This is a genomic window from Streptomyces sp. NPDC046303, assembly GCF_055588085.1.
In genome coordinates, this window is the sequence record NZ_JBVJFA010000004.1 from 25,769 (window position 1) to 49,351 (window position 23,583).

A 23,583-nucleotide genomic window follows, 5' to 3' on the forward strand; every position below is an offset into this window, starting at 1 on the left:
GGGCGGGCCTCAGGCTCCGGCGGGGGCCTGCTCGGGCCGGGTCCGCTGGGTGATCCAGGGGGTCTGCCCGACGCCGAGCTTGATCTGCTGGACGTCGAAGGACCCGTAGCGCGGGTTGACCTCGATGCGCAGGGCCTTCGCGGCGGTCCGGGCGGGCTCCTCCAGCTTCCCGTTGCCGTACTTGGCGGTCAGCTTGGTCAGCAGGACCCGGTCCCGCAGGAAGCGGTCGACCTGGCCGGGGGCCATGGCGCCCTTCTGCAGCAGCAGCGCCTCGAACTGCTCGGCCCCCTGGTTCTCCTCGACGTACGCCTTGCGCTCGTCCTGGATCTCCTTGGCGGAGACGGAGATCCCGGCGGTCGTGGCCATCTTGTCGATGATGCGGCTCTGGAGCATCGAGTCGAGCTTCTGACGCTCCAGGTTGGGGGTGCTCGCGATGAGCTCGGCGGCGGCCTGCCCGGTGCGGTTCTGGGCGGCGCGCACCTCGCTCACCTGGGCCTGGAGGGCGGAGGTGGTGATCCGTTCACCGCCGACGACGGCCGCGGTACCGGGGCGCGCCTGCCCCGAGCAGGCGGACAGCAGGGGAGCCGCCAGCAGCAGGGCGGTGGAGACGGAGAGCGCAGTGCGACGGTGCAAAGGAGCCTCCAGGGCCGGGAGATTGTGCGTCGGTGCACAAGGGCCGTGCGGTGATCGATGGTATGCAGTCAGGATGGTCCGAGCCACTGGTTCGACCAACGATTCCCGGGGTGTTGGGGTGCGCGTTCACCCTCCGGCCATCCCGCGGCCCCCCGGCGGTGCCACAGTCGGCGCACCATGTCGACACCGCACCGCTCGCCGCGACGCCTGAGCCTGACCGCCTCCGCGCTCGCCGCCGTGCTCACGGTGGTGGCCGTGGCCGCCGGGGACGCCGTCGCCCGCGTCTTCCCGTACGGCCCGCGCCACCGCAGCATCAACGACCTCGGCAACCAGTTCGTCCCCTTCCACGCGCACCTGTGGGACCTCCTGCACGGCCGCGCGGAGGGCGGGCTGCTGTTCAACTGGCAGTCCGGATACGGCACGAGCTTCCTGCCGGACCTGGGCACCTATCTGGCCAGCCCCTTCGCGGTGCTGGTCGCCCTGTTCCCGCGCGCGGACATAGACCTCGCGGTGTACGTGGTCACGGTGCTCAAGACGGCGGCCGCGGCGGCGGCCATGACCTGGCTGCTGCGCACGCAGCGCCCGGGGGCCTGGTGGGCGGCGGGGCTGCTCGGGGCCTCGTACGCGCTGTGCGGCTGGTCGGTGATCGAGGCCTCCTACAACCCGATGTGGCTCGACGGGCTGATCGCCTTCCCCCTGCTGTGCCTGACCGGCGAGTGGGCGCTGCGCGGGCGGCGGCTCCCGGCCGCCGCGCTGATCGCGGCCGTCTGCTGGACGGCGAACTTCTACACCGCCTACATGGCCACCCTCGGCGCGGCGCTGGTGCTGCTGGTCCGGGTGGTGCTGACCCGGGAGGGGGCCGGGGACCGGCTCGCCGTGATCGGCCGGGCAGCCGCCACGACCGTGCTGGGGATCGCGCTCGCGGCGCCGGTGCTGGCTCCCCTCTTCCTCAGCTCCGGGCAGGCCTACCCGGGCTGGGTCAAGGAGTTCCGGCCGGTGTCCTGGGCGGACTTCTTCGCCCGGCTGTTCCCGGCGACGTACTCCTTCTCCTCCCCCGCCGTCTTCCTGGCCGCCGGGACCCTGCTGCTGGTGGCCGCGCTGCCCTTCCACCGGGCGGCGCCGGCCCGTACCCGGCTGGCCTGGTGCGGGCTGACGGCGGCCGTGGCGCTCTCCCTCCAGTGGGCTCCGGCGCACCTGGCCTGGCACCTGTTCGCGACCCCGAACGGAAGCCCCTACCGGCAGACCTTCGTACTCGCCGGGATCGCCGTGATCGCCGCCTGGGCGGGGCTGTCGGCGGGACTTCCCGGTCCGCGCGCGCTGGCGGCGGGGGCGGGCCTGCCGGCGGCCGCCGCCCTGTGGGCGGGCGGCAGCACGCTGGTGACGGCCTGGGGGTACGTGCTGTTCTGCGGCGGGCTGCTGGCGGCGGCCGGGGCCTGGTGGGCGCTGCGCCACCGCCGCCTCGCGGTTCCGGCGGCCGCGCTGCTGGCGGCCGTACTCGTCGGGCAGGGGGCCGCGACGACGGCGTACGGCCACAAGGGCAAGCTGGGCGGCCTCGACGACTACCCGTCCTGGGGCCGTGCGCACACCGCCCGCGCCGAGGCCCTGGCGGGCGCCGGGGGCTGGCCGGCCTACCGCACCGACCCGGGCCGGCCGGCCCTGACGGGCAACGACCCGCTGCTGCTGGGCGGGGAGGGCGGCGCGTACTACAGCAGCCACACCCCCGAGGTGTTCACGCGCACGATGGCCGCCCTGGGGGCCGGCTGGACCTCGCGCGGGCGCAGCGTCCAGAGCATCGACAGCCCGGTGACGGACGCGGTCTTCGCGGTCGGCGCACGCCTGCGGCCGGACGGCACGGTCCGCCGCGCCGAGGTCCCCCCGCTGGTGACGACCCGGCCGCCGGGCCCACCCCTCGCCTACGGCGATTCGCCCTTCGCCAACCAGGAACTGCTGCTGGGCGCGCGGGTGTACGAGGAGCCGCTCGCGCCCGGCGTCTGCCGCGCGGGCACGGAGGCCTACCTGTGGGCGCCGGAGTACCACGCGACGGCCCGCCTCGCCGACGGCCCGGCCTTCCGGCTGAACGGCAACGCCCCGCGCAACCGGGCCGCCGTCCAGCCGATGGGCATCTCCCGGGGCCCCTCGTCGGCGCTGGTCTTCGACGGGCCCGCGCCCGCCCGGTGGACCCTGTCCTGCCTGGACCGGGACCGGCTGGACACCGCCGTGGCCCGGCTGCGCGCCACGGCCGCGACCTCGGTCGCGGTCGGCCCGGCGCAGGTCCGTGCCGAGCTCCCGCCGGGCAGCACCGGCACGGCCGTCCTCTCGGTCCCCGCGATCGCGGGCTGGAGGTGCAACGGCCGCCCCGCTTCGGCCCGCCTGGGCCTGGTGGCGGTCCCCCTGGACGGCCGGACCACCGAGGTGACCTGCACCTTCCGCCCGCCGGGCCTGCTGCCGGGCACGGCGGCCGGCGCGCTGGCCCTGGCGGTCGTCCTGGGCCTGGAGCTCGCGCGCAGGAGGCGTCAGCGGACCTGACCGAGCCAGTGGAGGGTGCGCCGGATCTCCCCCGGGAAGGGGTGGTTGGGACCGTGCAGGCGCTCCGCGTCGAACAGCAGGCGGGCCAGGGTGTCACGGGCCGAGGGCCGGTCGCCGAGGGAGAGCAGCAGGTGGGCTATCCGCCGGCGGACCTCCAGGGGGAGTCCGGGGTCCGGGTTGGCGTAGTGGTTCTCGAAGAGGGGCAGCAGCGAGCGGTACTCCGCCAGGGCCGCGGCCGGTTCGCCGAGTTGCTCCAGGCACTGCGCGGCGTCGTAGCGGAAGCGCAGCGACTGGGGGTCGCCGGCCGGGAACTCGTCGGCGAGGCGCCGCAGTTCGGGCAGGGCGCGGCGGTACTGGCCGTCGTCCATCAGCGTGGCGGCGTATTGCTTGCGCAGGGAGCGGACCACCGGCGAGTGCTCGCCGTGCTGGGCGGCCGCGGCCGGGAGGATGCCGCCGAGGATGTCCCCGGCCTGGGTCAGCCGGCCCTGGTCCAGCAGTGTGCGCGCCTCGTCCACGGCGCCGGGGATGTCGGGCTGCGCGGGCACCGGGCTCGGCGGGGAGGTCGGCTGCGGGGGGATCACGGTGGCCCGGTCGGGCCACGGGGCCTGCGGGCGCAGGAAGGGGCGGGTGGGGTCGAGCGGGCCGGCGGGGGCGCGGCTGCCCCGGGCGGGCAGCAGCGGAGCGAGGGCCTCGTAGACCGCCTGCGCGGAGGCCGGGCGGTCCTGCGGGTCCTTGGCGAGGAGGCGGAGCATGAGCGCCTCCAGTTCCGGCGGGATCTCCGGGCGCTGGGGGCGGACCGGCGCCGGGGGCTCGTACAGGTGGCGGTGGAGCACGCCCAGGGCGGTGGATCCCGCGAAGGGGACGTTGCCGCTGAGGAGTTCGTACAGCAGCACGCCCAGCGCGTAGAGGTCGGTGTAGGGGCCGACCGAGCCGCTCATGGCCTGTTCGGGCGCCATGTACGCTGGACTGCCGATCGGGGTGCCGGTGCTGGTGAGGCGGGTGGTGTCGGTGTCCATGACGGAGGCCACGCCGAGGTCGAGGACCAGGACGGTGCCGTCCGGCCGGACCATCACGTTGCGCGGCTTCAGGTCCCGGTGCACGATCGGCACCGCGTGCACGGCCGCGAGCACCGAGCACAGCTGCGCGACGACGGCGACCGCCCACTGCCAGGGGTAGGGGTCGTGCGCCGCGAGGTGGTCGGCGAGGTCGGAGCCCTCCACGTATCCCATGACGAGGAAGAGTTCGTCGGCGTCGCTGCCCGCGTCGTGCACGGTGACCAGGCCGGGGTGGTCGACCTGCGCCGTGACCCGGCACTCGCGCACGAAGCGGCGGCGCAGTTCCTCGGCGACGGTGCCGGGGCCGGCGACCTTGTCGGGGCGCAGCAGTTTGACGGCGACCCGCCGGTCCAGGCGCCGGTCGTACGCCGTCCAGACCTGGCCCATGCCTCCCTGGCCCAGGATGGACGACAGTTGGTAGCGGTCTCCGATGAGCCGGTCGGTCACTGGTTCGGGTCCTGGATCGCGGTCTGGTGGTTCGGGTCCTGGTGCGGGGCGCCGGGCGGCGGGGTCTGCTTGCGCAGCAGTTCGCTGAGCTCGTCGAGTTCGGCGCGGACCTGCCCGATGCGCGGGGGCGGGGTGGGCTGCGGGGGCTGCGGCGGGACCTGCGGGGGAACCTGCGGGGGAACCTGCGGGGACAGGTGCGCCGGGACGGTCGTCTGGGTGGACGGGTAGCCGTAGGCGGGCGTGGCGGCCTGCTGCGGGCGGGCGTACGGGGCGGGCTGCGCCGGGTACCAGTGCGCCCGGGGGCCAGCGGTCCGCAGGCGTTCGTGGTGGCGGATGTCGGCCACGAGGAAGTACACGCAGGTCGCGAAGCCGGTGAGGATGATGACGCCGGCCCCGGTGTTGCCCTGCCAGCCGTTGGTGTCCGGGGTCGGGTCCAGGCCGATCAGCACGACGGAGCCGACGGAGAGCGCGCAGCTCAGCGCGAGCAGCGTCCAGTCGCGGGCGGTGCGGGTCACGATCGCGAGCCGCAGCATCGAACCCCAGGCGAAGAAGCCGCAACTCAGGATCGGCAGCAGCGCGAAGACCACGCGCAGGGCCACCACGCCCCCGGTACTGGGCTGGTGACCGTGCTGCGGCGGGATGCCGGGGGCGTGCATCGGTGCTCCTGACGGGCCGTGCGGAAAAGGGTTTCGGGTATGAGCGTATACAGCGATTCCGGCCACGGTGAGGGGATGTGCCCAACCGTTGTACGGTCGCCGCGCGATCGCCGCCCAGGCGGTCTGAGCAGCGGGTTCCGGACCCCGGCGAGCGGATCACCCCAAACGGGCGTACCGTCGCAAACGGGATACGGAAGGAGCCCGCGACATGGGGATCTTCGACAGGTTCAGGGACCAGGCCAAGACCAAGGGCAAGGACATGTCCGACCGGGTCGAGCGAGAGGCCGACGAGCGGACCGGCGGCAAGCACACCGAAAAGATCGACCAGGCCCAGCAGCAGATGGAAACGAGGCTGGGCATCGACGAGGATCCGACGAAGTAGCCCGCCGTTCGGGCCGGGAGGCCGGCAGCCCCGGGAGGGCTGCCGGCCTCCCGGCGCGTCAGGAGCCGAGGACGGTCGTCAGGAACTCGCCGGTCCAGGCCAGCAGTTCCCGCCCGACCAGCGGCTTCCCGCCGACCCGGCCGGTCTTGGGGCGCGGGATGAGGACCTGCGAGGTGGCGGGCTTGAGCACCGCCCCCGGGTAGAGCCGCTTGAGGCGCAGCTCCTGCGACTCGCGCAACTCCACCGGCCCGAAGCGGATGTTGGGCCCCTGGAGGGTGATGTCGGCGACCCCGCAGGCCCGCGCGAGCATCCGCAGCCCGGCGACCAGCAGCAGGTTCTCCACCGGCTCGGGCAGCTTGCCGTAGCGGTCGGTGAGCTCCTCGCGCACGGCCTTGACGTCCGCCTCGGAGTTCGCCGACGCGATGGACCGGTACGCCTGGAGGCGCAGCCGCTCGCCAGGCGCGTAGTCGTGCGGGACGTGCGCGTCCACCGGCAGCTCGATCTTGACCTCGAGCGGCGGCTCCTCCTCCACCTGGCCCTCGACGGCGGCCCGGTAGTCGGCGACGGCCTCGCCGACCATGCGGATGTACAGGTCGAAGCCGACGCCCGCGATGTGGCCGGACTGTTCGCCGCCGAGCAGGTTGCCCGCGCCGCGGATCTCGAGGTCCTTCATCGCCACGTACATGCCGGCGCCCATCTCGGTGTGCTGGGCGATCGTCGCGAGCCGCTCGTGGGCGGTCTCGGTCAGCGGCTTCTCCGGCGGGTAGAGGAAGTACGCGTACCCGCGCTCGCGGCCGCGGCCCACGCGGCCGCGCAGCTGGTGCAGCTGGGAGAGGCCGAAGTTGTCGCCGCGCTCCACGATCAGGGTGTTCGCGTTGGAGATGTCGATGCCGGACTCGACGATCGTCGTCGACACGAGCACGTCGAACTTCTTCTCCCAGAAGTCCACCACGACCTGCTCCAGGGCCTGTTCGGACATCTGCCCGTGCGCGGTCGCGATCCGCGCCTCGGGCACGATCTCACGGAGCTTGGCCGCGGCCCGGTCGATGGACTCGACCCGGTTGTGGATGTAGAAGCACTGGCCCTCGCGCAGCAGTTCGCGGCGGATGGCCGCGCCGATCTGCTTCTCCTCGTACGGGCCGACGAAGGTGAGGACCGGGTGGCGCTCCTCGGGCGGGGTGGTGATCGTCGACATCTCGCGGATGCCGGTCACCGCCATCTCCAGGGTGCGCGGGATCGGGGTCGCGGACATCGTCAGGACGTCCACGTTGGCGCGCAGCTTCTTCAGCTGCTCCTTGTGCTCGACGCCGAACCGCTGCTCCTCGTCGACGATGACCAGGCCCAGGTCCTTGAACTTGGTCTCCTGCGAGAAGAGCCGGTGGGTGCCGATGACCACGTCCACCGAGCCGTCCTTCAGCCCCTCCAGGGTGGCCTTGGACTCGGCCTCGCCCTGGAAGCGGGACAGCGCCTTCGTGACGACCGGGAACTGCGCGTACCGCTCGGAGAAGGTTCCGAAGTGCTGCTGCACGAGCAGGGTGGTGGGGACGAGGACGGCGACCTGCTTGCCGTCCTGCACCGCCTTGAACGCCGCCCGGACCGCGATCTCGGTCTTGCCGTAGCCGACGTCGCCGCAGATCAGCCGGTCCATCGGGACCGACTTCTCCATGTCCTCCTTGACCTCGGCGATGGTCGTGAGCTGGTCGGGCGTCTCCGCGTACGGGAAGGCGTCCTCCAGCTCGCGCTGCCAGGGGGTGTCCGGGCCGAAGGTGTGGCCGGGCGCCGCCATGCGCGCGCTGTAGAGCTTGATGAGGTCGGCGGCGATCTCCTTGACCGCCTTCTTGGCGCGCGCCTTGGTCTTGGTCCAGTCGGCGCCGCCGAGCCGGTGCAGGGTGGGGGCCTCCCCGCCGACGTACTTGGTGACCTGCTCCAGCTGGTCGGTGGGGATGTAGAGCCGGTCGCCGGGCTGGCCGCGCTTGGCGGGGGCGTACTCGACGAGGAGGTACTCGCGGGTCGCTCCCTGGACGGTGCGCTGCACCATCTCGATGTAGCGGCCGACGCCGTGCTGCTCGTGGACGATGTAGTCGCCGGCCTCCAGGGTCAGCGGGTCGATCGTCTTGCGTCGGCGGGTCGGCATCCGGCCGAGGTCCTTGGTGGCGGTGCGCTGCCCGGTCAGGTCGGTCTCGGTCAGGACGGCGAGCTTCAGGGCCGGGTCGACGAAGCCGTTGTCGAGCGAGCCGCAGGCGACGTGGACGATCGACGGCTCCAGGGTGCCCAGCTCGGCCTCCAGCCGGGCGGGGATCCCCTCGCCGCCGAGCACCTCGACGGTGCGGGCGGCCGGGCCGTGGCCCTCGGTGAGGTAGACGGTGTGCCAGCCGTCGGCGATCCAGCCCTTGGTGTCGGCGAGGGCGCGGGCGGTGTCGCCGCGGTAGGCCTCGGGAGCGTGCATGCCGAGCTTGAGGACCGCCGGCTCGCCGGCTGATGTCACCGTGCTGCCCGGGTCCGCCTCGCCGGCGGCGAAGGGGGAGACGGACCACCACATCATGCCGAGCTCGCGGGCGTGGTCGCGTACGTCGGCGATGCCGCGCAGGGAGGCGGCGCCGACGTCGATGGGGGCCTCGCCGCCGCCCGCGGTGGCCGCCCAGGAGGCCATCAGGAACTCCTGGCTGGTGGCGACCAGGTCGGCGGCCCGGGTCCGGACCCGCTCGGGGTCGCAGACCACGGCCATCGCCCCGGCGGGCAGGACGTCGATGAGCAGTTCCATGTCGTCGACCAGGACCGGGGCCAGGGATTCCATGCCCTCGACCGCGATCCCCTCGGCGATCTTGTTCAGCAGCTCGCCGAGCTCGGGGTGGTCCTCGGCGAGGGCCGCGGCCCGCTCCCGCACCTCGTCGGTGAGCAGCAGCTCGCGGCAGGGCGGGGCCCACAGGCCGTGCTCGGCGATCTCCAGCGACCGCTGGTCGGCGACCTTGAAGTAGCGGATCTCCTCGACCTCGTCGCCCCAGAACTCGATGCGCAGCGGGTGTTCCTCGGTGGGCGGGAACACGTCGAGGATGCCCCCGCGCACGGCGAACTCGCCGCGCTTCTCCACGAGCTCCACGCGGGCGTACGCGGCGGCCGCCAGGGCCTGGGTCACGTCGCCGAGGTCGACGCTCTGGCCCTGCCGCAGGGCCACGGGAACCAGGTCCCCGAGCCCCTTGACCTGCGGCTGGAGCACGGAGCGGATCGGCGCGACGACCACGGAGACGGGCCCGGCGGCCGGGTCGTCCTGGCTCGGGTGCGCCAGGCGGCGCAGGACGGCGATGCGGCGGCCGACGGTGTCGCTGCGCGGGCTGAGCCGTTCGTGCGGGAGCGTCTCCCAGGACGGGTAGTCCACGACCTGGTCGGGCGAGGGCAGCAGTGAGCGCAGGGCCGCGGCCAGGTCCTCGGCCTCGCGACCGGTGGCCGTGACGGCGAGGATGGTCCGCTCGGTCTGCCGGGCCAGCGCGGCGATCGCGAAGGGCCGGGCGGCGGCGGGGCCGACCAGGTCCACATGCATGCGGTTGCCGTCCCCGGCCGCGGTGACCGCCTCGGCGAGGGCGGGGTCCCGGGTGACGGCGTCGAGCAGTCCGTGCAGGCTCATGTAGAGGCTTTCCATCCGGTGAGGGTCGTGAAAGGGCAACGCGAAGGACCCGACACGTCGCACGGGCCGGGGGTTCCCACCCTACGACGGGGCCCGCCGCCACGCGCGGGGGATTCGGGTCACCCGCGGGGGTGACGGAGCCGGCGCAGTCGGGTCCGCCGCGGTGAGACCGGAAAACCGACCCGTCAGCCCCGGCCCGCCCTTGGAGTGTCCAACCCGTTCACCGGGCAGCACCCGGTCCACGAGTGAGCCGGATCCGTGCCCCCGGGGGGCGGCGCCCGCTCTGCTCCCGGCGGGAGGTGGGGAGGATGTCAAGATGGTTCCGTGGTGACCGTGCCGTCTGAGCTCACCGGGTCGCTTCCACTGGAGTTCACGCCGACCGGCCGAGGGAGCAGCAGTTCGTGACGAGCGATGCGATAGCCCGGCCCGACGCCGCGGCCGGGCAGGGGGCGGCCAGGCCGGGCAGGGGCTGGTGGGCCGGGCCGTACGCGGTGGCCGGCGCGCTGTTCGCCGTGTACCTGGTGCTGTCCGTCGGGCGGTTCCGGCGGATGGAATGGGCCTCCTGGGACCTGGGGATCTTCGAGCAGGCCATCCGCGCCTACGCGCACCTCCAGGCGCCCATCGCCGATCTGAAGGGGCCCGGGGCGAACATCCTCGGGGACCACTTCTCCCCGATCATCGCGCTCATCGCCCCCGTCTACCGGATCTTCCCCGGCCCCCTCACCCTGCTGGTCGCGCAGGCCGCGCTCTTCGCCGTGTCCGCGGTCCCCGTCACCCGGGCGGCCGGACGGCTCCTCGGCCGGGCCCGCGGGCTCGCCGTCGGGATTGCGTACGGGCTGTCCTGGGGGATCCAGCGGGCCGTGGAGTTCGACTTCCACGAGATCGCCTTCGCCGTGCCGCTGCTCGCCTTCGCGCTGGAGGCGGTGCTCGACCGGCGCTGGCGGGCCGCCCTGCTGTGGGGACTGCCCCTGCTCCTCGTCAAGGAGGACCTGGGCTTCACGCTCGCCGCGCTGGCCGTGGTCGTCGCCTGGCGGGCCATGCCCACCGACCGGCGGGCCGGCCGGCTCGCGCTCGGGACCGCCGCCGGGGCCGCCGTCTTCGCCGTCCTGGTGTTCACCGTGTTCATACCCGCCTTCGCGACGGCCGGCTACGGCTACTGGGACAAGATCGGCGGCGCCGGCCCCTTCGCCGGCCTCGACACCAAGCTGACCACCCTGGCCTGGGTGCTGATCCCCACCTCCGGGCTGCTCGCCCTGCGCTCGCCGCTGCTGCTGGTCGCCGGCCCCACCCTCGGCTGGCGGTTCCTGTCCGGCGACGACCACTACTGGTCCACCGACTGGCACTACAGCGCCGTGCTCATGCCCGTCGTCGCCCTCGCCCTGGTCGACGCCATCGACACCGTCCGGCGCGGCGAGCGGCCCTGGCTGCGCGCGTACGCCCTCCAGCTGCCGACCGCCGTCCTGGCGGCGGGCCTCGCGCTGAGCGCGACCAGCCTGCCGACCGAGAAGCTCGCCCGGGCCGCCACGTACGAGAAGCCGGCCCGCGTCACCGCCATCGAACGGCTCCTCCGCACGATCCCGGACGGGGCCACGGTGGAGGCCGACACCGGCCCGCTGACCCGGCTGACCTCCCGCTGCCGGGTGCTGTGGATCGGCGGCAGCAAGGGCGTCGTCCCGGACTGGATCGCCCTCGACAACTCCTCCCGGTGGGCCGGCGAGGATCCGACCGGCTACGCGCACCAGCTGCACCCCGGCGCACGGTTCACCCTGGTGGGCGAAGCGGAGGGCGTCGTCCTGATGCGGCGGGTCTGAAGCGCCCCCTCCTGCCCTCCTGCCCTCCTGCACGACTGGACCCCGCGCCGGGGCCGGAAACGACGCCGGTCCGGAACCCTGAGGTCCCGGACCGGCGTACCCCCGTACGACCGCGGTCCCGCTACTCGCTCGCGATCGCGTTCAGGACGTTCATCCGCCCCGCCCGGAAGGCCGGGACCAGCGCGGCGAACAGGCCCACGAGCGCCGAGGCGGCGAACACCCCGAGGATCGTCGGCCACGGGATCTCCAGCACCTTCAGCCCCTCCAGGGCGAGGAGCTGCTGCGCGGTGGCGCCCCAGCCCATGCCCAGCCCCAGGCCCAGCAGGGCGCCGAAGAGGGCGATGACCACCGACTCCAGGCGGATCATGCGGCGCAGCTGGCGGCGGGAGAGGCCGATGGCGCGCATCAGGCCGATCTCGCGGGTCCGCTCGACCACCGACAGGGCCAGGGTGTTCACGACGCCCAGGACCGCGACGATGATGGCGAGGGCGAGCAGCCCGTAGACCATGTTCAGGAGCTGGCCGACCTGGTCCTTCAGGGACTGCTTGTAGTCGGTCTGGTTGCGCACCTTGTACTGCGGGTACTCCGCCAGCGCCGCCTTGACCGCCGTGTACGCGGTGTCCTGCTGCCCGTCCTTCGCACTGGCCAGCAGCATGAAGGGGCGCGGCATCCGGTCGGCCGGGACGTTCGCCTCGGCGAGCGCGGTGCTGACGTACTTCATGGACTTGTCGAGGTTGCCCTCGTCGCTGGTGATCGCCGCGACCTTCAGCCGGACGGTGTTGCCGCCGGTGAAGGCCACCGTCAGCTCGTCCCCGAGCGTGATGCCGTGCCGGGTCGCGTACTCGGAGCCCACCGACATGGAGTCCTTCCCGTACGCCGCCGCGTGCTCACCGGCGACCATCTTGCGCCGGATGTCCTTGGCGTAGGTGGGGTCGGTGGCACCCAGGCCCACCGTTTCGGTGGCGCCGCCGGGCGCGGTGACCTTGGCCTCCACCTCCCGGTAGGCGGTGACGTGGTCGAGTCCGGCGGTGGCGCGCAGCGCCTGCTCGGCCTGCGGCATGACGGGCTGGCCCGTCTCGGAGTTGACGATGTAGTCGGCGCCGACCGACTTGTCGAGCTCGTCGGTGGCGGAGGCCACCATCGAGGAGCCGACCACGGACAGGCAGGCGACCAGCGCCAGGCCGATCATCAGCGCGGCGGCGGTGGCCCCGGTGCGGCGCGGGTTGCGCAGCGCGTTGCGCTCGGCGAGCCGGCCCACGGAGCCGAAGGGCCGCAGCACCACACCGGAGAGCACCCGCACCACGCCCGCGGCGAGCAGCGGGCCGATCACGATGAACCCGATGAGGGTGAGGACGACGCCCAGGCCCAGCCAGAGCGAGCCGGGTCCGGCCTCGTCGGCCGCGGAGGCCAGGGAGAGGCCCGCGCCGCCCAGGCCGGTGAGGACCAGGCCGAGGACGGCACGGACGGCGCCGGCCCTCTTGTCGCCGGGAGTGCCCGACTCGCGCAGCGCGGCCATCGGGGAGACCTTGCCCGCCCGGCGGGCCGGGACGAAGGCGGCGATGACAGTGACCACCACGCCGAGGAACACGCCGACGACCGGGGTGGTCCAGGCGACCGTGAGGTCGTCGGTGGACAGGTGCATGCCCATCTGGCCCATGAGTTCCATGAGTCCGATGGCCAGCCCGATGCCCGCCCCGACACCCAGCAGCGAACCGACGACACCCAGCAGGAAGGCCTCGACGACCACGGACTTCAGCACCTGCCCGCTGTCGGCGCCGATGGCGCGCATCAGGCCGATCTCGCGGGTCCGCTGGGCGACCAGCATGGAGAAGGTGTTGAAGATCAGGAAGATGCCGACGAGGAAGGCGACCCCGGCGAAACCGAGCATCACGTACTTCATGACGTCGAGGAAGGAACCGACGTCCTTGCGGTTGGCGTCCGAGGCCTCCTTGGAGGTCTGGAGCTTGTAGGTGTCCGCGCCGACGGCCGCGGCGATGTTCGCCTTGAGCTGCGCGTCGCTCACCCCGTCCACGGCGGTGACGTTGACGTGCGTGAACACGCCCTGGGCGCCGAGCAGGTGCCGCTGGGCCGTGGGGGTGTCGAAGTAGACCATCGCCGCGCCCGGGTTGGTCACGGTGAAGGCGGCGATACCGCTGATCTTGGCGCGGAGGTCGCCGGTGACGGCGATGGTGCGCAGTTCGTCACCGAGCTTGAGGTGGTGCTTGTCCGCGGTGTCGGCGTCGACCATCACCTCGGTGGGGCCGCGCGGGGCGTGACCCGAGGTGATCTTCATGGACTTGAGCTCGTTGTCGTTCCAGTTGCCCGCGATGGTCGGGGCGCCGCTGGACGAGCCCATGTTCTCGTTCTCGGCGTTGACGACCGTGACGGACATCGACATGACCGCGCCCTCGGCCTTCGCCACGCCCTCGGCCTTGGCGACCTGCTGCACGGCGCTGCCGTCCAGCATCTCGGGCTTGCCGCGCTCCGAGATCTCCTCGCCGTCCTTCGCGGCCTTCGGGCTCACGGTCACGTCGGACGTGGTGATGGCGAACAGCTTCTCGAAGGTGGTGTTCATGGTGTCGGTGAACACCAGCGTGCCGCAGACGAAGGCGACGGAGAGCATGACCGCGACGGCGGACAGCGCCATCCGGCCCTTGTGCGCGACGAAGTTGCGCCGCGAGGTCTTCAGGACGGTATTGCTCATGACGTCCGCCCGCGTGCGTCGAAGTCCTTCATGCGGTCGAGGACCTGCTCGGCGGTGGGCCCGTACATCTCGTCGACGATCCGGCCGTCGGCGAGGAAGATGACGCGGTCCGCGTAGGAGGCGGCGACCGGGTCGTGGGTGACCATCACGATGGTCTGGCCGAGCTCGTCCACGGAGCGGCGCAGGAAGCCGAGGACCTCGGCGCCGGCCCGGGAGTCCAGGTTTCCGGTGGGCTCGTCCCCGAAGATGATCTGCGGGCGGGCGGCGAGGGCGCGGGCGACGGCCACGCGCTGCTGCTGGCCGCCGGAGAGCTGGGTGGGGCGGTGCTTGAGGCGGCCGGCGAGACCGACGGTCTCCACGACCCGGTTCAGCCACTGCGCGTCGGGCTTGCGGCCCGCGATGTCCATGGGGAGCGTGATGTTCTCCAGGGCGTTGAGCGTCGGCAGCAGGTTGAAGGCCTGGAAGATGAAACCGATCTTGTCCCGGCGCAGCTGCGTGAGCTTCTTGTCCTTCAGCCCGGTGATCTCGGTGTCGTCGAGGTGGATCTGCCCGCTGGTCACCGTGTCCAGGCCGGCGAGGCAGTGCATCAGCGTGGACTTGCCGGAGCCCGAGGGGCCCATGATCGCGGTGAACTGGCCGCGGTGGATGTCCACGTCCACGTCGTCGAGGGCGACGACCCGCGTCTCCCCGGAGCCGTAGGCCTTGACGACCTTCCGCGCCCGGGCCGCGACGGCAGCATGCCCTCCAGTACCCCCGTGCCTGGTTTCGGTCATAGCCGTTGTCACGGTCTTTCTCCTTCTCGATGTGCCGCTGTGTCCGTGCGTCGCCGCGCCCACAGTCTGTTGCGGACCGGGCCGCGGCGCGCTGGTGCCCATCGCCGTATCCACCCGGGGGTTAACCCCACCCCCCGGGGGCTCCGACCCATGTGAACCAGTTAAGGAGGCGCCGGATCCTTCCACCTCCTCCGCCGGGACGAGCGGTCCCTGGACCGTTGTGCGGAGCCTCCCCTAGGGGTCCTCCACCGTTCGGCGGAGCTGCCGTGGGGGATACCGCCGGATACGGCCGCGGTGAGAAGGTGTTCCCCGCGAGTACGTGCAGGGGGAAGGAATCTCGGTGGCGGCAGCGGAGAGCGCGGACGGAAGACCGGACGGCACACCCGGGGGCGCCGCCGCCGCGTCCGGCACGGCCGGTACGGGAGGCACGGGCGGTACGGGCGGTGCGCGCGGCCCGGGCGGTGCGCGCGGCATGGACAGTGCCCAAGGCACGGGCGGCACGGGCGCCGGATCCGGGACCAGGCCCGCGCCCGCGCAGGGTCGGCCGCCCGCCGCCGTGGTCGCGGCGCTGATGCTCGGCATGTCGCTCGTCGCCATCGACAGCACCATCGTCGCCACCGCCGTCCCCCAGATCGTGGGCGACCTCGGCGGGTTCTCCGTCTTCTCCTGGCTCTTCTCCGGCTACCTGCTCGCCGTCACCGTCACCCTGCCCGTCTACGGCAAGCTGTCCGACACCTTCGGCCGCAAGCCCGTACTGCTCTTCGGCATCGGCCTGTTCCTCGTCGGCTCGCTGCTGTGCGCGCTCGCCTGGAACATGGCCGCCCTCATCGCCTTCCGGATCGTCCAGGGCCTGGGCGGCGGCGCCCTCCAGGGCACGGTCCAGACGCTGGCCGCCGATCTCTACCCGCTCAAGGACCGGCCGAAGATCCAGGCGCGGATGTCCACCATATGGGCCCTGTCGGCGGTGGCCGGCCCGGCGCTCGGCGGCCTGCTCGCCTCGTACGCCCACTGGCGCTGGATCTTCCTGATCAACCTGCCGCTGGGCGCCTTCGCCCTGTGGATGACCACCCGTCACCTGAAGGAGCCCGTGCGGTCCCCCGGGCGCCGCGGCCCGGTCGACTGGGCGGGGGCCCTGTCGATCTTCGCCTGCGGCGGGCTGCTGCTCTTCGCGCTCGTCCAGGGCGGGGTCGCCTGGCCCTGGCTGTCCGCGCCCTCGCTGGGGCTGCTCGGTGCGAGCGCGCTGCTGGCCGCGGTGGTGGTACGGGTGGAACGCCGGGCCGAGGAACCGATCCTGCCGGGCTGGGTGTGGCGCCGGCGCACCATCGCCGCCGTCAACCTCGCCATGGGGGCGCTCGGCCTGCTGATGGTCGCCCCGATGGTGTTCATGCCGACGTACGCCCAGTCCGTGCTCGGCCTCGGGCCCGTCGGCGCGGGCCTGGTGATGTCCGTGATGACCCTGAGCTGGCCCATCACCGCCGCCGTCAGCCAGCACGTCTACCGGCGGATCGGCTTCCGCAACACCGCGGCCGTCGGCATCGGGCTCGCCGCGGTGATCCTGTACTCCTTCACCCTGCTCCCCCATCCCGCCCGCCCCTGGCAGCCCGCGCTGATCATGCTGCTGCTGGGCGGCGCCCTCGGCCTCTTCCAGCTCCCGCTGATCGTCGGGGTCCAGTCCACCGTCGGCTGGGCGGAACGCGGAACGGCGACCGCCTCCGTGCTGTTCTCCCGCCAGGTCGGCCAGAGCATCGGCGCGGCCCTGCTGGCGGCCGTCGCCAACGCCACCATCGCCGCCCGCCTGGTGGACGCCCCCGTGCCCGGACTGCCGGACGCCCTGGACGACGTGACGAAGGCCCTGGACCAGCCGGGACTGCTCGCCCCGGCAGCCGCCGACTACCTGCGCGAGGCCGTGGCCGCCGCCGTCGACCACATCTTCCTCGGCGCGACCGGCGCGGCCGTGGCCTCCCTGCTGGTGCTGCTGCTGGTGGCGCCGCGCAGGTTCCCGGTGCTGCCGGAGCACCTCGAGGAGTAACGGCCCCCGCCCCACGGCGACTTGTCATGCCTCCCATCAACGGGTTAAGTCGGAGCCAAGACCGTTTCCGGGGGGACGACGCATGGCTTCCGCATTGCTCGCACTGCTCCTGCTGGCCGCACTGGCCGGCCCGATCGCCCGGCGGCTGTACCGCAACCCCGCCTTCATCACCGGCCGCGACGGCCGGCTCTCCACCTCCACGGCCATGGCCCTCGCCTGGACGGTGATCCTGGTCTGGCTACTGCTCGCCACCCTCGGCTACGGGCTCACCGCGGGCGGCGGAGCCGCCTACTTCCAGGGCTCCCCCGGCCCGCTGTCCTCGCTGACGACCGTCTACCTGCCGCTGCTCGGCGGCCCGTACGTGGCCATGATCGCCGCGAAGACGGTGGTCGGCATGCGCGTCGAGAAGGGCAGCATGGCCAAGCCGGCCGCCAAGCCCACCGCGTCGGGACGGCGGCCGCTGCGGGAGCTCATCGCGAACGACGGCGGGCGCACCGACCTGGTCGACCTCCAGTACGTCGCCCTCAGCACGGTCACGATGCTCTACGTCGTCCTGTTCTTCCTCTCCGACACCGGCGCCGGACTCCCGCCCCTGCCCTCCGAGATCTGGGCCCTGACCGGCGCCCCGGCGGGGGCGTACCTGGTGAACAAAATGGCCGTCCGCCCCACCCCGGTCATCACCGACGTCAGCGTCTGCGAGGGCCGCCTCACGGTGCGGGGCGGCGGCCTCACCCCGCCCGGCCCCACCACGCCCGGCTCCGCCGCCCCCGGCTCCGCCACCGCGCCCTCCGCCGCTCCCGAACTCACCGTCAACGGCTCCCCCGTCCCCGCCGAACCCGACCCGCTGAGCGGCGCCCTGACCGCCCCGCTCCCCGCCTCGGCCACACCCCCCTTCACGGTGGTCGTCACCGCCCGCGGCCTGCGCAGCGACCCCTACCGCTACGAAGGCTGACCGGGGCCGCGCCGCGGCCGCCCCGGCCGCAGCGCAGCCCCCGTCCGCGCGCCCGGGTCAGCCCTCCGCGGGAGCGCGCCCCGTGAGGGCGGCCAGACTGGTGCGGACGTGGTCCATATGGGCCCGCATCTCCTCCTGCGCCTCCGCGTGCTCCCGCAGGATCCGCTCCGTTTCCCGGCCCACCCGCTCCTCCGCCACCCGCGCCTCCGCGATCAGCTCGGCGGCCAGCGCCTCCGCGTCCTCCTGACCGTGCCGCCCCGCCTCCTCCGCCTCCGCGAACCCCCGGCGCGCCTCCGCCAGACGGGCCTCCGCGTACCGTTCCAGCTCCGCGTGGCGCGCCTCCATCTCCGCCTCCCGCGCCCCCAGTTCCCGCTCCGCCGCCTCCCACCGCTCCCGCTGCTCGTGCTCCCGCTCCGCGAGCAGCGCCTCCGCCCTGCGCCGCGTCTGCGCCAGCCCCTCCTGGGCCTCCGCCCGCCACGCCTGCGCCTCCTCCCGCGCCTCCGCCCGCGCGTCGTCCGCCTCCCGCTGCGCCCGCAACAGCCCCTGCCGCGCCCGCACCTCGGTCTGCTCGCGCACCGCCTCCGCGTCCTGGCGCGCCAGCTCCGCCACCCGCTGCGCATACGCCTCCGCCGCGCCCAGCGCCTCCGCAGCGTCCACCCGCGCCTCGCCCCGCAGGGCCTCCGCCTCCTCCTGCGCCAGCAGCAGGATCCGGCGGGCACGCTCGCTCAGGTCCTCGTACGTCTGCGGAGCCAGCGCGGCCACCGCCTCGCGCAGCCGCCCCGCCTCCCCCTCCATCTGCTTCGCCAGGACGGTCAGCCGCGCCACCCGCTCCCAGGCCTCGTCACGGCTGCCGGACAGCCGGGCGAGGTACCGGTCGACCTGATCCGTCCGATAGCCACGGCCGCGCACAGTCGCAATGGGTGCACTCATCCTGGAAGCGCCTCTCTCGCGGGGATTCCTGTCAAGGATGCGTCATTTGCTCCCAGAAGCCGGAATGGCCGGGCCGAGACCCCGTTCGAGGGTCTCGGCCCGGCCATTCAACCGATCATCCGATCAGAGCAGTCCGTCCCACATCTGCTCCAGCAGCACCGACCACCAGCTCTCCGGCGAAGCCAGCGCCGCACTGTCGAGCCCGGCCAGATTCGCCTGGAAATCGACGGTCCAGCGCCCCGCCTGCTCCGGCGTCAGATGCTGCCGCAGCCGCCACATGTGACCCAGCATCGCCAGGGACCGTACGAACTGCGGCAAGCTCGAATTCACGAACTGCGGAGGCACCGGAGCACCGCCCGGACCGCCCTCCACCGGCACCGCCACGATGTTCGCCGTGCCGTACTGCACGCACAGCGCCTTGCCGAAGTCACTACCGATGACGAGGTACGAACCCGCGTCCGACGCCGGCTGCACCTGCCGCTGCGCCGCCATCTCGGCCAGCGTCGGCACCGGCTGGCCCGGCACCGCCTGCGCCCAGAAGAACGGCCCGAAGTCGACGGGCAGCCCCGCCCACATCAGCGTCTGCGCCACGATCTCCGGCACACCCTGACGGGACACGGCCCGCTGATCGAAGCGGAACACCCCCTGCGGGCCGAACGCGCCCGCCAGCTCGCTCCGGATCGCATCCAGCGGGATCGCCGGCTGCAACGGGACCTGCGGCAGCGGCGCCCGCACCGGCGCGGGGCGCGCCGGCCCGTCCGCCACTTGGTGCAGCTCGCCCTGATGGGTGAGCAGGTGCCGCATGCCCTGCTGACGGCCCGCATGGTCCTTGCCGTACGGAGCCACGCTCGTGATCCGCACCTGCGGCCACGTCTCCCGGATCATCCGGGCGCAGTAACCACCGGGCAGCTCACAGGACTCCAGCTCCGTGTGCAGCTCCAGCACCTGCTGCGGCGGCACGTTCATCGCCCGCAGCTCGTACAGGATCTGCCACTCGGGGTGCGGGGTACCGGGCGCCGAACGGCGGATGATCTGCTGCTCGGAGCCGTCGGGGGCGCGGTAGCGGAGCACGGCCTGGTAGCCCGGACCGACCGTGGGCGCCCCGGTGGGCGCCGGCTGCGGCACGGGCGCACCCGGCCCGACCGGTGCACCCGGTGCACCCGGCGGCGGGCCGGGGGGCGCGAGCGGCTGACCCGTCACGGCGGGACCGGCCAGCATCGTGGCGGCATGATCCAGCCCGCCACCGGGCACGCCGGGCGGACCGGGAGGCTGCGGCGCGCCGGCACCGGGCGCCCCCGGCGGGCCGGGGGGCGCGGGCGGCTGACCCGTCACCGCGGGACCCGCCAGCATCGTCGCCGCGTGATCCAGCCCACGACCCAGCGATCCGGGAGCACCCGGCGGACCGGGAGGACCAGGCGGACCGGGCGGACCGGGCGGCTGAGGTACGCCGGCCCCGGGCGCCCCGGGCGGACCGGGAGGCGCCGGCGGCTGACCCGTCACCGCAGGACCTGCCAGCATCGTCGCCGCGTGATCCAGCCCACGACCCAGCGACCCCGGAGCCCCGGGCGGACCGGGAGGACCAGGCGGACCGGGCGGCTGGGGTACGCCGGCACCCGGAGCCCCGGGCGGACCGGGAGGCGCCGGCGGCTGACCCGTCACCGCGGGACCCGCCAGCATCGTCGCCGCGTGATCCAGCCCACGACCCAGCGACCCCGGAGCCCCCGGCGGACCGGGAGGCGTCGGCGGACCGGGCGGAGTCGAGGGCCGGCCCGCACCGGGCGCCGGCTCGGCCGGCCGGGAGACCTGCGCCTTGCTCGTCGGCGCATCGGCGATGGAGCTCGCCTCGGGCGTCTCCAGCGCCGGTACGACCGCGGTCCGCGGCAGCCGGCTGCCGCCCGGCATCAGCGTGGTCTTCGCCTCCGGAGCCACCGCCGACGGCGGCGCCTCCTCCAGGTCCGAACCGGACAGCGGCGGCGCGAACACGGTCGCGGGCAGCGGCACGGACGCGTCGTCCGCACCGGGGTTCACATCGGTCCCGGCCCACGGCGTGGACCCGGCCGGAACCCCGTCGTTGGCGGTCGGCTCGTACGGGATCTCGCCCCCGCGCCGCAGCGGCACCGCGTCCACGGGCGCCGCAGCCGCAGCCGCAGCAGCCGCCGGAGCGGGCTCGGCCTCGACCGCCGCCACGGATGCCGGAGCCTCCACCGGAGCCGGAGACGCAGCCGGAGCCGGAGCAGCCGCAGCCGCAGCCGGGGCAGCCGGCGGAATCCCCGCACGGTCCGCCGCCTCCTGCAGCCACTCCGGCGGGCTCAGCATGAACGACGTCTGCTCGGAGTCGATCCGCGGCGGCGGAACCGAAGCCTCCGAAGCCGGAGCGGCAGCCGCCGCCCCGTACTCCTCCTCGTACCGGCGGATCACCTCACCCACCGGCAGCCCCGGCCACAGCGTCACCTCCCCGCTGTCCCGCGCGATGACCAGCCGCTGCCGGCCACCACCGGACACGGGACCGGCCGCACGGTCCTCGGCCCACACCACGAACCCCAGCCCGAACTCCCGCACCCGCACCTCCCGGTGCTGGTACGCGGGCACGTCGCCGTTGATCCATTCCTCGGCGCGCTCCTGCGCCTGCGCGAACGTCACCACCGCGCCATCACCCCTCATCCGAACCGGCACGGGGACCCGGCCCCGCCACGGGAACCGAGCGTGCGAATCCGCCGTCCACCATCAGACCGGCCACCGTCTCCAGTTCCGGCGGGTTGCCCGCCAACCGCTCCAGAAAGGCGTCGAAATCACCGCCGCACGGCAACAACAGCCGCTCCACGCGCTCCTGCACGGACCAGCCGTCACGGTCGCGCGCATCGTCGTACGGGGAGAACCACACCGAACCGATGCCCTCCCCCTTCACCTTCAGCGCGAGCAGCCCGCCCTGCACGAAGGCCACGCACAAGTAGTCCTTCGTCAGGTGGTCCCGCAGACACTTGTTGACGTAGACGAGGTCGTTGACCGCCGCCTCCTCACGCACCGTGAAGAACGGCTGGTCCACCAGCAGGCCCAGGTCCACGTCCAGCCCGGCACCCACCGGCGCGCAACCGCCCGCGGCCTTCAGGAACGAGCGGTACGCCTCCGGCAGCCGGTAGCCCAGGTCCTCCTCGACCCCCTGCACCTGCTCCTCGGACACCGACACCACGGACTTCGGCAGCCCCATGTGCACCGGACGCACCTCCTGCAACGGCCGCGTGCCGCGCTTCCCGTGGTCCACGGGCGCCGTCGCCAGCCCCGCGTGGTGCCGCAGCAGCGTCTTCACCTCGACCGGAACCAGCTCCATGCGCCGCGAACCCGCGACGTGGTGCCAAGTCCAGCCGTGCGGGGTCGCCACCGGACCGACCGTGTCCCACAGCTCGTGCCCCGCCGCCCGCATGGCCGCGTTCGCGGAGACGTAGTCCGTCAGCCGCAGCTCGTCCACGCCGAACCCCTCCGGCGGCTCTGCGATCTCCACCGCAGCACGCGCGTACGCGGAGAAGTCCGGATGCCCGTTGCCGTCCATCCGCACTCCGTGGGGATGCCGAGCGGCCCGGACCGGGTCCGGGAAATGCACGACCTGCCCCGAATAAGCGGCGTTGGGTGGCGCGGCCTGCTGCCCGAGCCGACCTGTCGTCATGGCGGTAGCCCCCTGCTGGATCTGGCTGGTTCACCACAGCCTATGCGCTGGGGCAAGGGGCTCACCCGCACGCGACCCCCACGCCCGGCCGACGGCCGGGAACATCCGAATTGATACGAATATTCGACCCCGCTTCCGCATGACAGGTGACATTTGGCAGGCTGTCCCCGCAGCACGGGGGCGTGCGCGACAGCGGCCACCACCGCCGCCACGGGAGGGAAAGCGCGACCATGCACAACACGGCAACACGCACGAATCCGGGCGGCTCCACCCCGGAATCCGCAGCTACCGCAGGTATCACGGCCATCGCGGGCACCCCGGCCACCCCGGGAAACCCCGCAGGCCCGCAAGCCGCCGGACCGTCAGGAACCGCCCCCGAAACGGGCGGCCCCGCCGGCATCCCCACCGGCATCCCCGCCGGCGACCCACGCCTGCGCTGGAGCAGCACCGACGGCCGCCCCACCGTGCCCGTCCTGCGCTTCCGCCGCGACGGCATCCTCCCCACCGTCGCCGCCGCCCTCTCCGTACGCGGCGAAACCCTCACCGGCACCGCCGGAAAGGCCGACCAGCCACCCGTACTCCACCCCCTCGTACAGGACTTCCTCGACACCCTCACCAGCGGCCAGCGCGAACGATTCACCGGCCGCTGCCCCGAAGCCATCCTGCTCTCCCGCCACCTCACCGCCGTCGAAAGCGCCCGCTCCCGACGCGCCTCACGCAAACCCCTCTCCCCCAGCGAAGCCCGCCGCTCCCTCAAACACGCGAAGATCACCGCCCGCCGCATCCGCGAAGACGGCGACCCCCTCCACGGCACCTACGCACCCCCCTGCCGGTCCTGCGACGCACTCCTCACCCACTTCGGCGTCCGCCCCGTCGACCTCACCCCCTCCGAGTAGCCATGACCACCGCCTCAGCCTCCTACGACCGCTCCTCCGCGACCCGCTTCCCGGTCCCCGTCGACTCCGCCCTGCGCACCGCCGGCTGGGAACCCGGCCGCTGGGACATCAAGCAGGCCGAGTACTGGGCCGACGCACTCCGCGACCACACCACCCCCGCCGGCCACCAGCACACCGTCTTCCCCGCCGCCGTCGAGGCCTGGGCCGAATTCGGCGGCCTCACCATCGCCGCCCCCGGCCCCGGCCGCCAGATAGCGCCCGTCACGGTCCGCCTCGACCCGCTCACCGGCCTGCACCTGGCCCGCACCTTCGCCGACCTGGGCCGCGCCCTCTCCACACAGCTCTGCCCCCTCGGCGTCGAGGCCGACGCAGGCTCCCACCTCGCCCTCGACCGCGAAGGCCGCGTCTACGGGATCGACCACACCGGCGACTGGTACCTCGGCGCGGGCATCGACGAAGCCCTGACCCTGCTCCTCACCGGCCTCCAGCCGACCCGCCTCACCACCGGCTGA

At 73.5% G+C, this 23,583-nt stretch carries 16 protein-coding genes; 7 read left to right on the forward strand and 9 right to left on the reverse strand.

Features of this window, described 5'->3' with window-relative positions; all coding sequences use genetic code 11:
- Window positions 1–9 precede the first annotated feature (9 nt).
- Window positions 10–633: a SurA N-terminal domain-containing protein gene (locus ACZ6I1_RS05230; protein ID WP_469283290.1), complete on the reverse strand. Its 624-nt coding sequence runs from the start codon at window positions 631–633 to the stop codon at window positions 10–12.
- A gap of 177 nt (window positions 634–810) precedes the next feature.
- Between ACZ6I1_RS05230 and ACZ6I1_RS05235 the strand changes: the two genes are divergently transcribed.
- Entirely contained in the window at window positions 811–3,159 is a 2,349-nt protein-coding gene (locus ACZ6I1_RS05235) for a YfhO family protein (RefSeq protein ID WP_469283294.1), read from the forward strand.
- Here ACZ6I1_RS05235 and ACZ6I1_RS05240 read toward each other — a convergent pair.
- Both ACZ6I1_RS05240 and ACZ6I1_RS05245 read right to left on the reverse strand, forming a co-directional pair.
- Window positions 3,147–4,661 carry a protein kinase domain-containing protein gene (locus ACZ6I1_RS05240; protein ID WP_469283296.1) on the reverse strand — a complete coding sequence of 505 codons (1,515 nt, stop codon included), beginning with the start codon at window positions 4,659–4,661 and terminating at the stop codon, window positions 3,147–3,149. The genes ACZ6I1_RS05235 and ACZ6I1_RS05240 overlap by 13 nt on opposite strands.
- Window positions 4,658–5,317 carry a hypothetical protein gene (locus tag ACZ6I1_RS05245; protein ID WP_469283299.1) on the reverse strand — a complete coding sequence of 220 codons (660 nt, stop codon included), beginning with the start codon at window positions 5,315–5,317 and terminating at the stop codon, window positions 4,658–4,660. The genes ACZ6I1_RS05240 and ACZ6I1_RS05245 overlap by 4 nt, the downstream gene beginning before the upstream one ends.
- A gap of 208 nt (window positions 5,318–5,525) precedes the next feature.
- Between ACZ6I1_RS05245 and ACZ6I1_RS05250 the strand changes: the two genes are divergently transcribed.
- On the forward strand, window positions 5,526–5,699 hold the full coding sequence (locus ACZ6I1_RS05250; protein ID WP_469283301.1) for an antitoxin: 174 nt from the start codon (window positions 5,526–5,528) through the stop codon (window positions 5,697–5,699).
- A 58-nt stretch (window positions 5,700–5,757) separates the two neighbouring features.
- On the opposite strand, the gene mfd is transcribed toward ACZ6I1_RS05250, so the two are convergent.
- Window positions 5,758–9,318, reverse strand: coding sequence for a transcription-repair coupling factor (mfd, locus tag ACZ6I1_RS05255; protein ID WP_469283800.1), 3,561 nt, complete (start codon window positions 9,316–9,318; stop codon window positions 5,758–5,760).
- A gap of 548 nt (window positions 9,319–9,866) precedes the next feature.
- On the opposite strand from mfd, the gene ACZ6I1_RS05260 reads away from it, so the two are divergent.
- Window positions 9,867–11,129 (forward strand): DUF2079 domain-containing protein, encoded by a 1,263-nt coding sequence (locus ACZ6I1_RS05260; RefSeq protein ID WP_469283803.1) that lies wholly within the window; start codon window positions 9,867–9,869, stop codon window positions 11,127–11,129.
- 121 nt (window positions 11,130–11,250) lie between these two features.
- Here the strand turns inward: ACZ6I1_RS05260 and ACZ6I1_RS05265 are convergent, their stop codons facing one another.
- Entirely contained in the window at window positions 11,251–13,833 is a 2,583-nt protein-coding gene (locus tag ACZ6I1_RS05265) for an ABC transporter permease (RefSeq protein ID WP_469283303.1), read from the reverse strand.
- Window positions 13,830–14,606, reverse strand: coding sequence for an ABC transporter ATP-binding protein (locus ACZ6I1_RS05270; RefSeq protein ID WP_469283305.1), 777 nt, complete (start codon window positions 14,604–14,606; stop codon window positions 13,830–13,832). Before ACZ6I1_RS05270 ends, ACZ6I1_RS05265 begins: the two co-directional genes overlap by 4 nt.
- Before the next feature lie 472 nt (window positions 14,607–15,078).
- Between ACZ6I1_RS05270 and ACZ6I1_RS05275 the strand changes: the two genes are divergently transcribed.
- Together ACZ6I1_RS05275 and ACZ6I1_RS05280 are read left to right on the forward strand one after the other, a co-directional pair.
- Window positions 15,079–16,635, forward strand: coding sequence for an MFS transporter (locus ACZ6I1_RS05275; RefSeq protein ID WP_469283805.1), 1,557 nt, complete (start codon window positions 15,079–15,081; stop codon window positions 16,633–16,635).
- Between the two features lie 82 nt (window positions 16,636–16,717).
- Window positions 16,718–17,587, forward strand: coding sequence for a hypothetical protein (locus ACZ6I1_RS05280; RefSeq protein ID WP_469283307.1), 870 nt, complete (start codon window positions 16,718–16,720; stop codon window positions 17,585–17,587).
- 57 nt (window positions 17,588–17,644) lie between these two features.
- On the opposite strand, the gene ACZ6I1_RS05285 is transcribed toward ACZ6I1_RS05280, so the two are convergent.
- From ACZ6I1_RS05285 to ACZ6I1_RS05295, 3 genes are all read right to left on the reverse strand, one after another.
- Complete coding sequence (locus ACZ6I1_RS05285; RefSeq protein ID WP_469283308.1) at window positions 17,645–18,517, reverse strand: cellulose-binding protein; 873 nt, start codon at window positions 18,515–18,517, stop codon at window positions 17,645–17,647.
- A 123-nt stretch (window positions 18,518–18,640) separates the two neighbouring features.
- Entirely contained in the window at window positions 18,641–21,160 is a 2,520-nt protein-coding gene (locus tag ACZ6I1_RS05290; RefSeq protein ID WP_469283311.1) for an SUKH-4 family immunity protein, read from the reverse strand.
- Between the two features lie 7 nt (window positions 21,161–21,167).
- The gene (locus ACZ6I1_RS05295; RefSeq protein ID WP_469283313.1) at window positions 21,168–22,175 is read right to left on the reverse strand and encodes an SMI1/KNR4 family protein; all 1,008 of its coding nucleotides are present in this window, start codon (window positions 22,173–22,175) and stop codon (window positions 21,168–21,170) included.
- Window positions 22,176–22,573: 398 nt separating this feature from the next.
- On the opposite strand from ACZ6I1_RS05295, the gene ACZ6I1_RS05300 reads away from it, so the two are divergent.
- Window positions 22,574–23,071: a YwqJ-related putative deaminase gene (locus tag ACZ6I1_RS05300; protein ID WP_469283807.1), complete on the forward strand. Its 498-nt coding sequence runs from the start codon at window positions 22,574–22,576 to the stop codon at window positions 23,069–23,071.
- Between the two features lie 2 nt (window positions 23,072–23,073).
- Window positions 23,074–23,583, forward strand: a complete 510-nt coding sequence (locus ACZ6I1_RS05305; RefSeq protein WP_469283315.1) for an SUKH-3 domain-containing protein — start codon at window positions 23,074–23,076, stop codon at window positions 23,581–23,583.

What these genes read in the sequence shown, in the direction of transcription:
- ACZ6I1_RS05260 (WP_469283803.1), top strand. Translation starts at nt 9,867, where the DNA reads ATGGAATGGGCCTCCTGGGACCTGGGGATCTTCGAGCAGGCCATCCGC.
- ACZ6I1_RS05245 (WP_469283299.1), bottom strand. Translation starts at nt 5,317, where the DNA reads ATGCACGCCCCCGGCATCCCGCCGCAGCACGGTCACCAGCCCAGTACC.
- ACZ6I1_RS05270 (WP_469283305.1), bottom strand. Translation starts at nt 14,606, where the DNA reads ATGACCGAAACCAGGCACGGGGGTACTGGAGGGCATGCTGCCGTCGCG.
- ACZ6I1_RS05305 (WP_469283315.1), top strand. Translation starts at nt 23,074, where the DNA reads ATGACCACCGCCTCAGCCTCCTACGACCGCTCCTCCGCGACCCGCTTC.
- ACZ6I1_RS05280 (WP_469283307.1), top strand. Translation starts at nt 16,718, where the DNA reads ATGGCTTCCGCATTGCTCGCACTGCTCCTGCTGGCCGCACTGGCCGGC.
- ACZ6I1_RS05295 (WP_469283313.1), bottom strand. Translation starts at nt 22,175, where the DNA reads ATGACGACAGGTCGGCTCGGGCAGCAGGCCGCGCCACCCAACGCCGCT.
- ACZ6I1_RS05250 (WP_469283301.1), top strand. Translation starts at nt 5,526, where the DNA reads ATGGGGATCTTCGACAGGTTCAGGGACCAGGCCAAGACCAAGGGCAAG.
- mfd (WP_469283800.1), bottom strand. Translation starts at nt 9,318, where the DNA reads ATGAGCCTGCACGGACTGCTCGACGCCGTCACCCGGGACCCCGCCCTC.
- ACZ6I1_RS05275 (WP_469283805.1), top strand. Translation starts at nt 15,079, where the DNA reads ATGGACAGTGCCCAAGGCACGGGCGGCACGGGCGCCGGATCCGGGACC.
- ACZ6I1_RS05235 (WP_469283294.1), top strand. Translation starts at nt 811, where the DNA reads ATGTCGACACCGCACCGCTCGCCGCGACGCCTGAGCCTGACCGCCTCC.
- ACZ6I1_RS05285 (WP_469283308.1), bottom strand. Translation starts at nt 18,517, where the DNA reads ATGAGTGCACCCATTGCGACTGTGCGCGGCCGTGGCTATCGGACGGAT.
- ACZ6I1_RS05265 (WP_469283303.1), bottom strand. Translation starts at nt 13,833, where the DNA reads ATGAGCAATACCGTCCTGAAGACCTCGCGGCGCAACTTCGTCGCGCAC.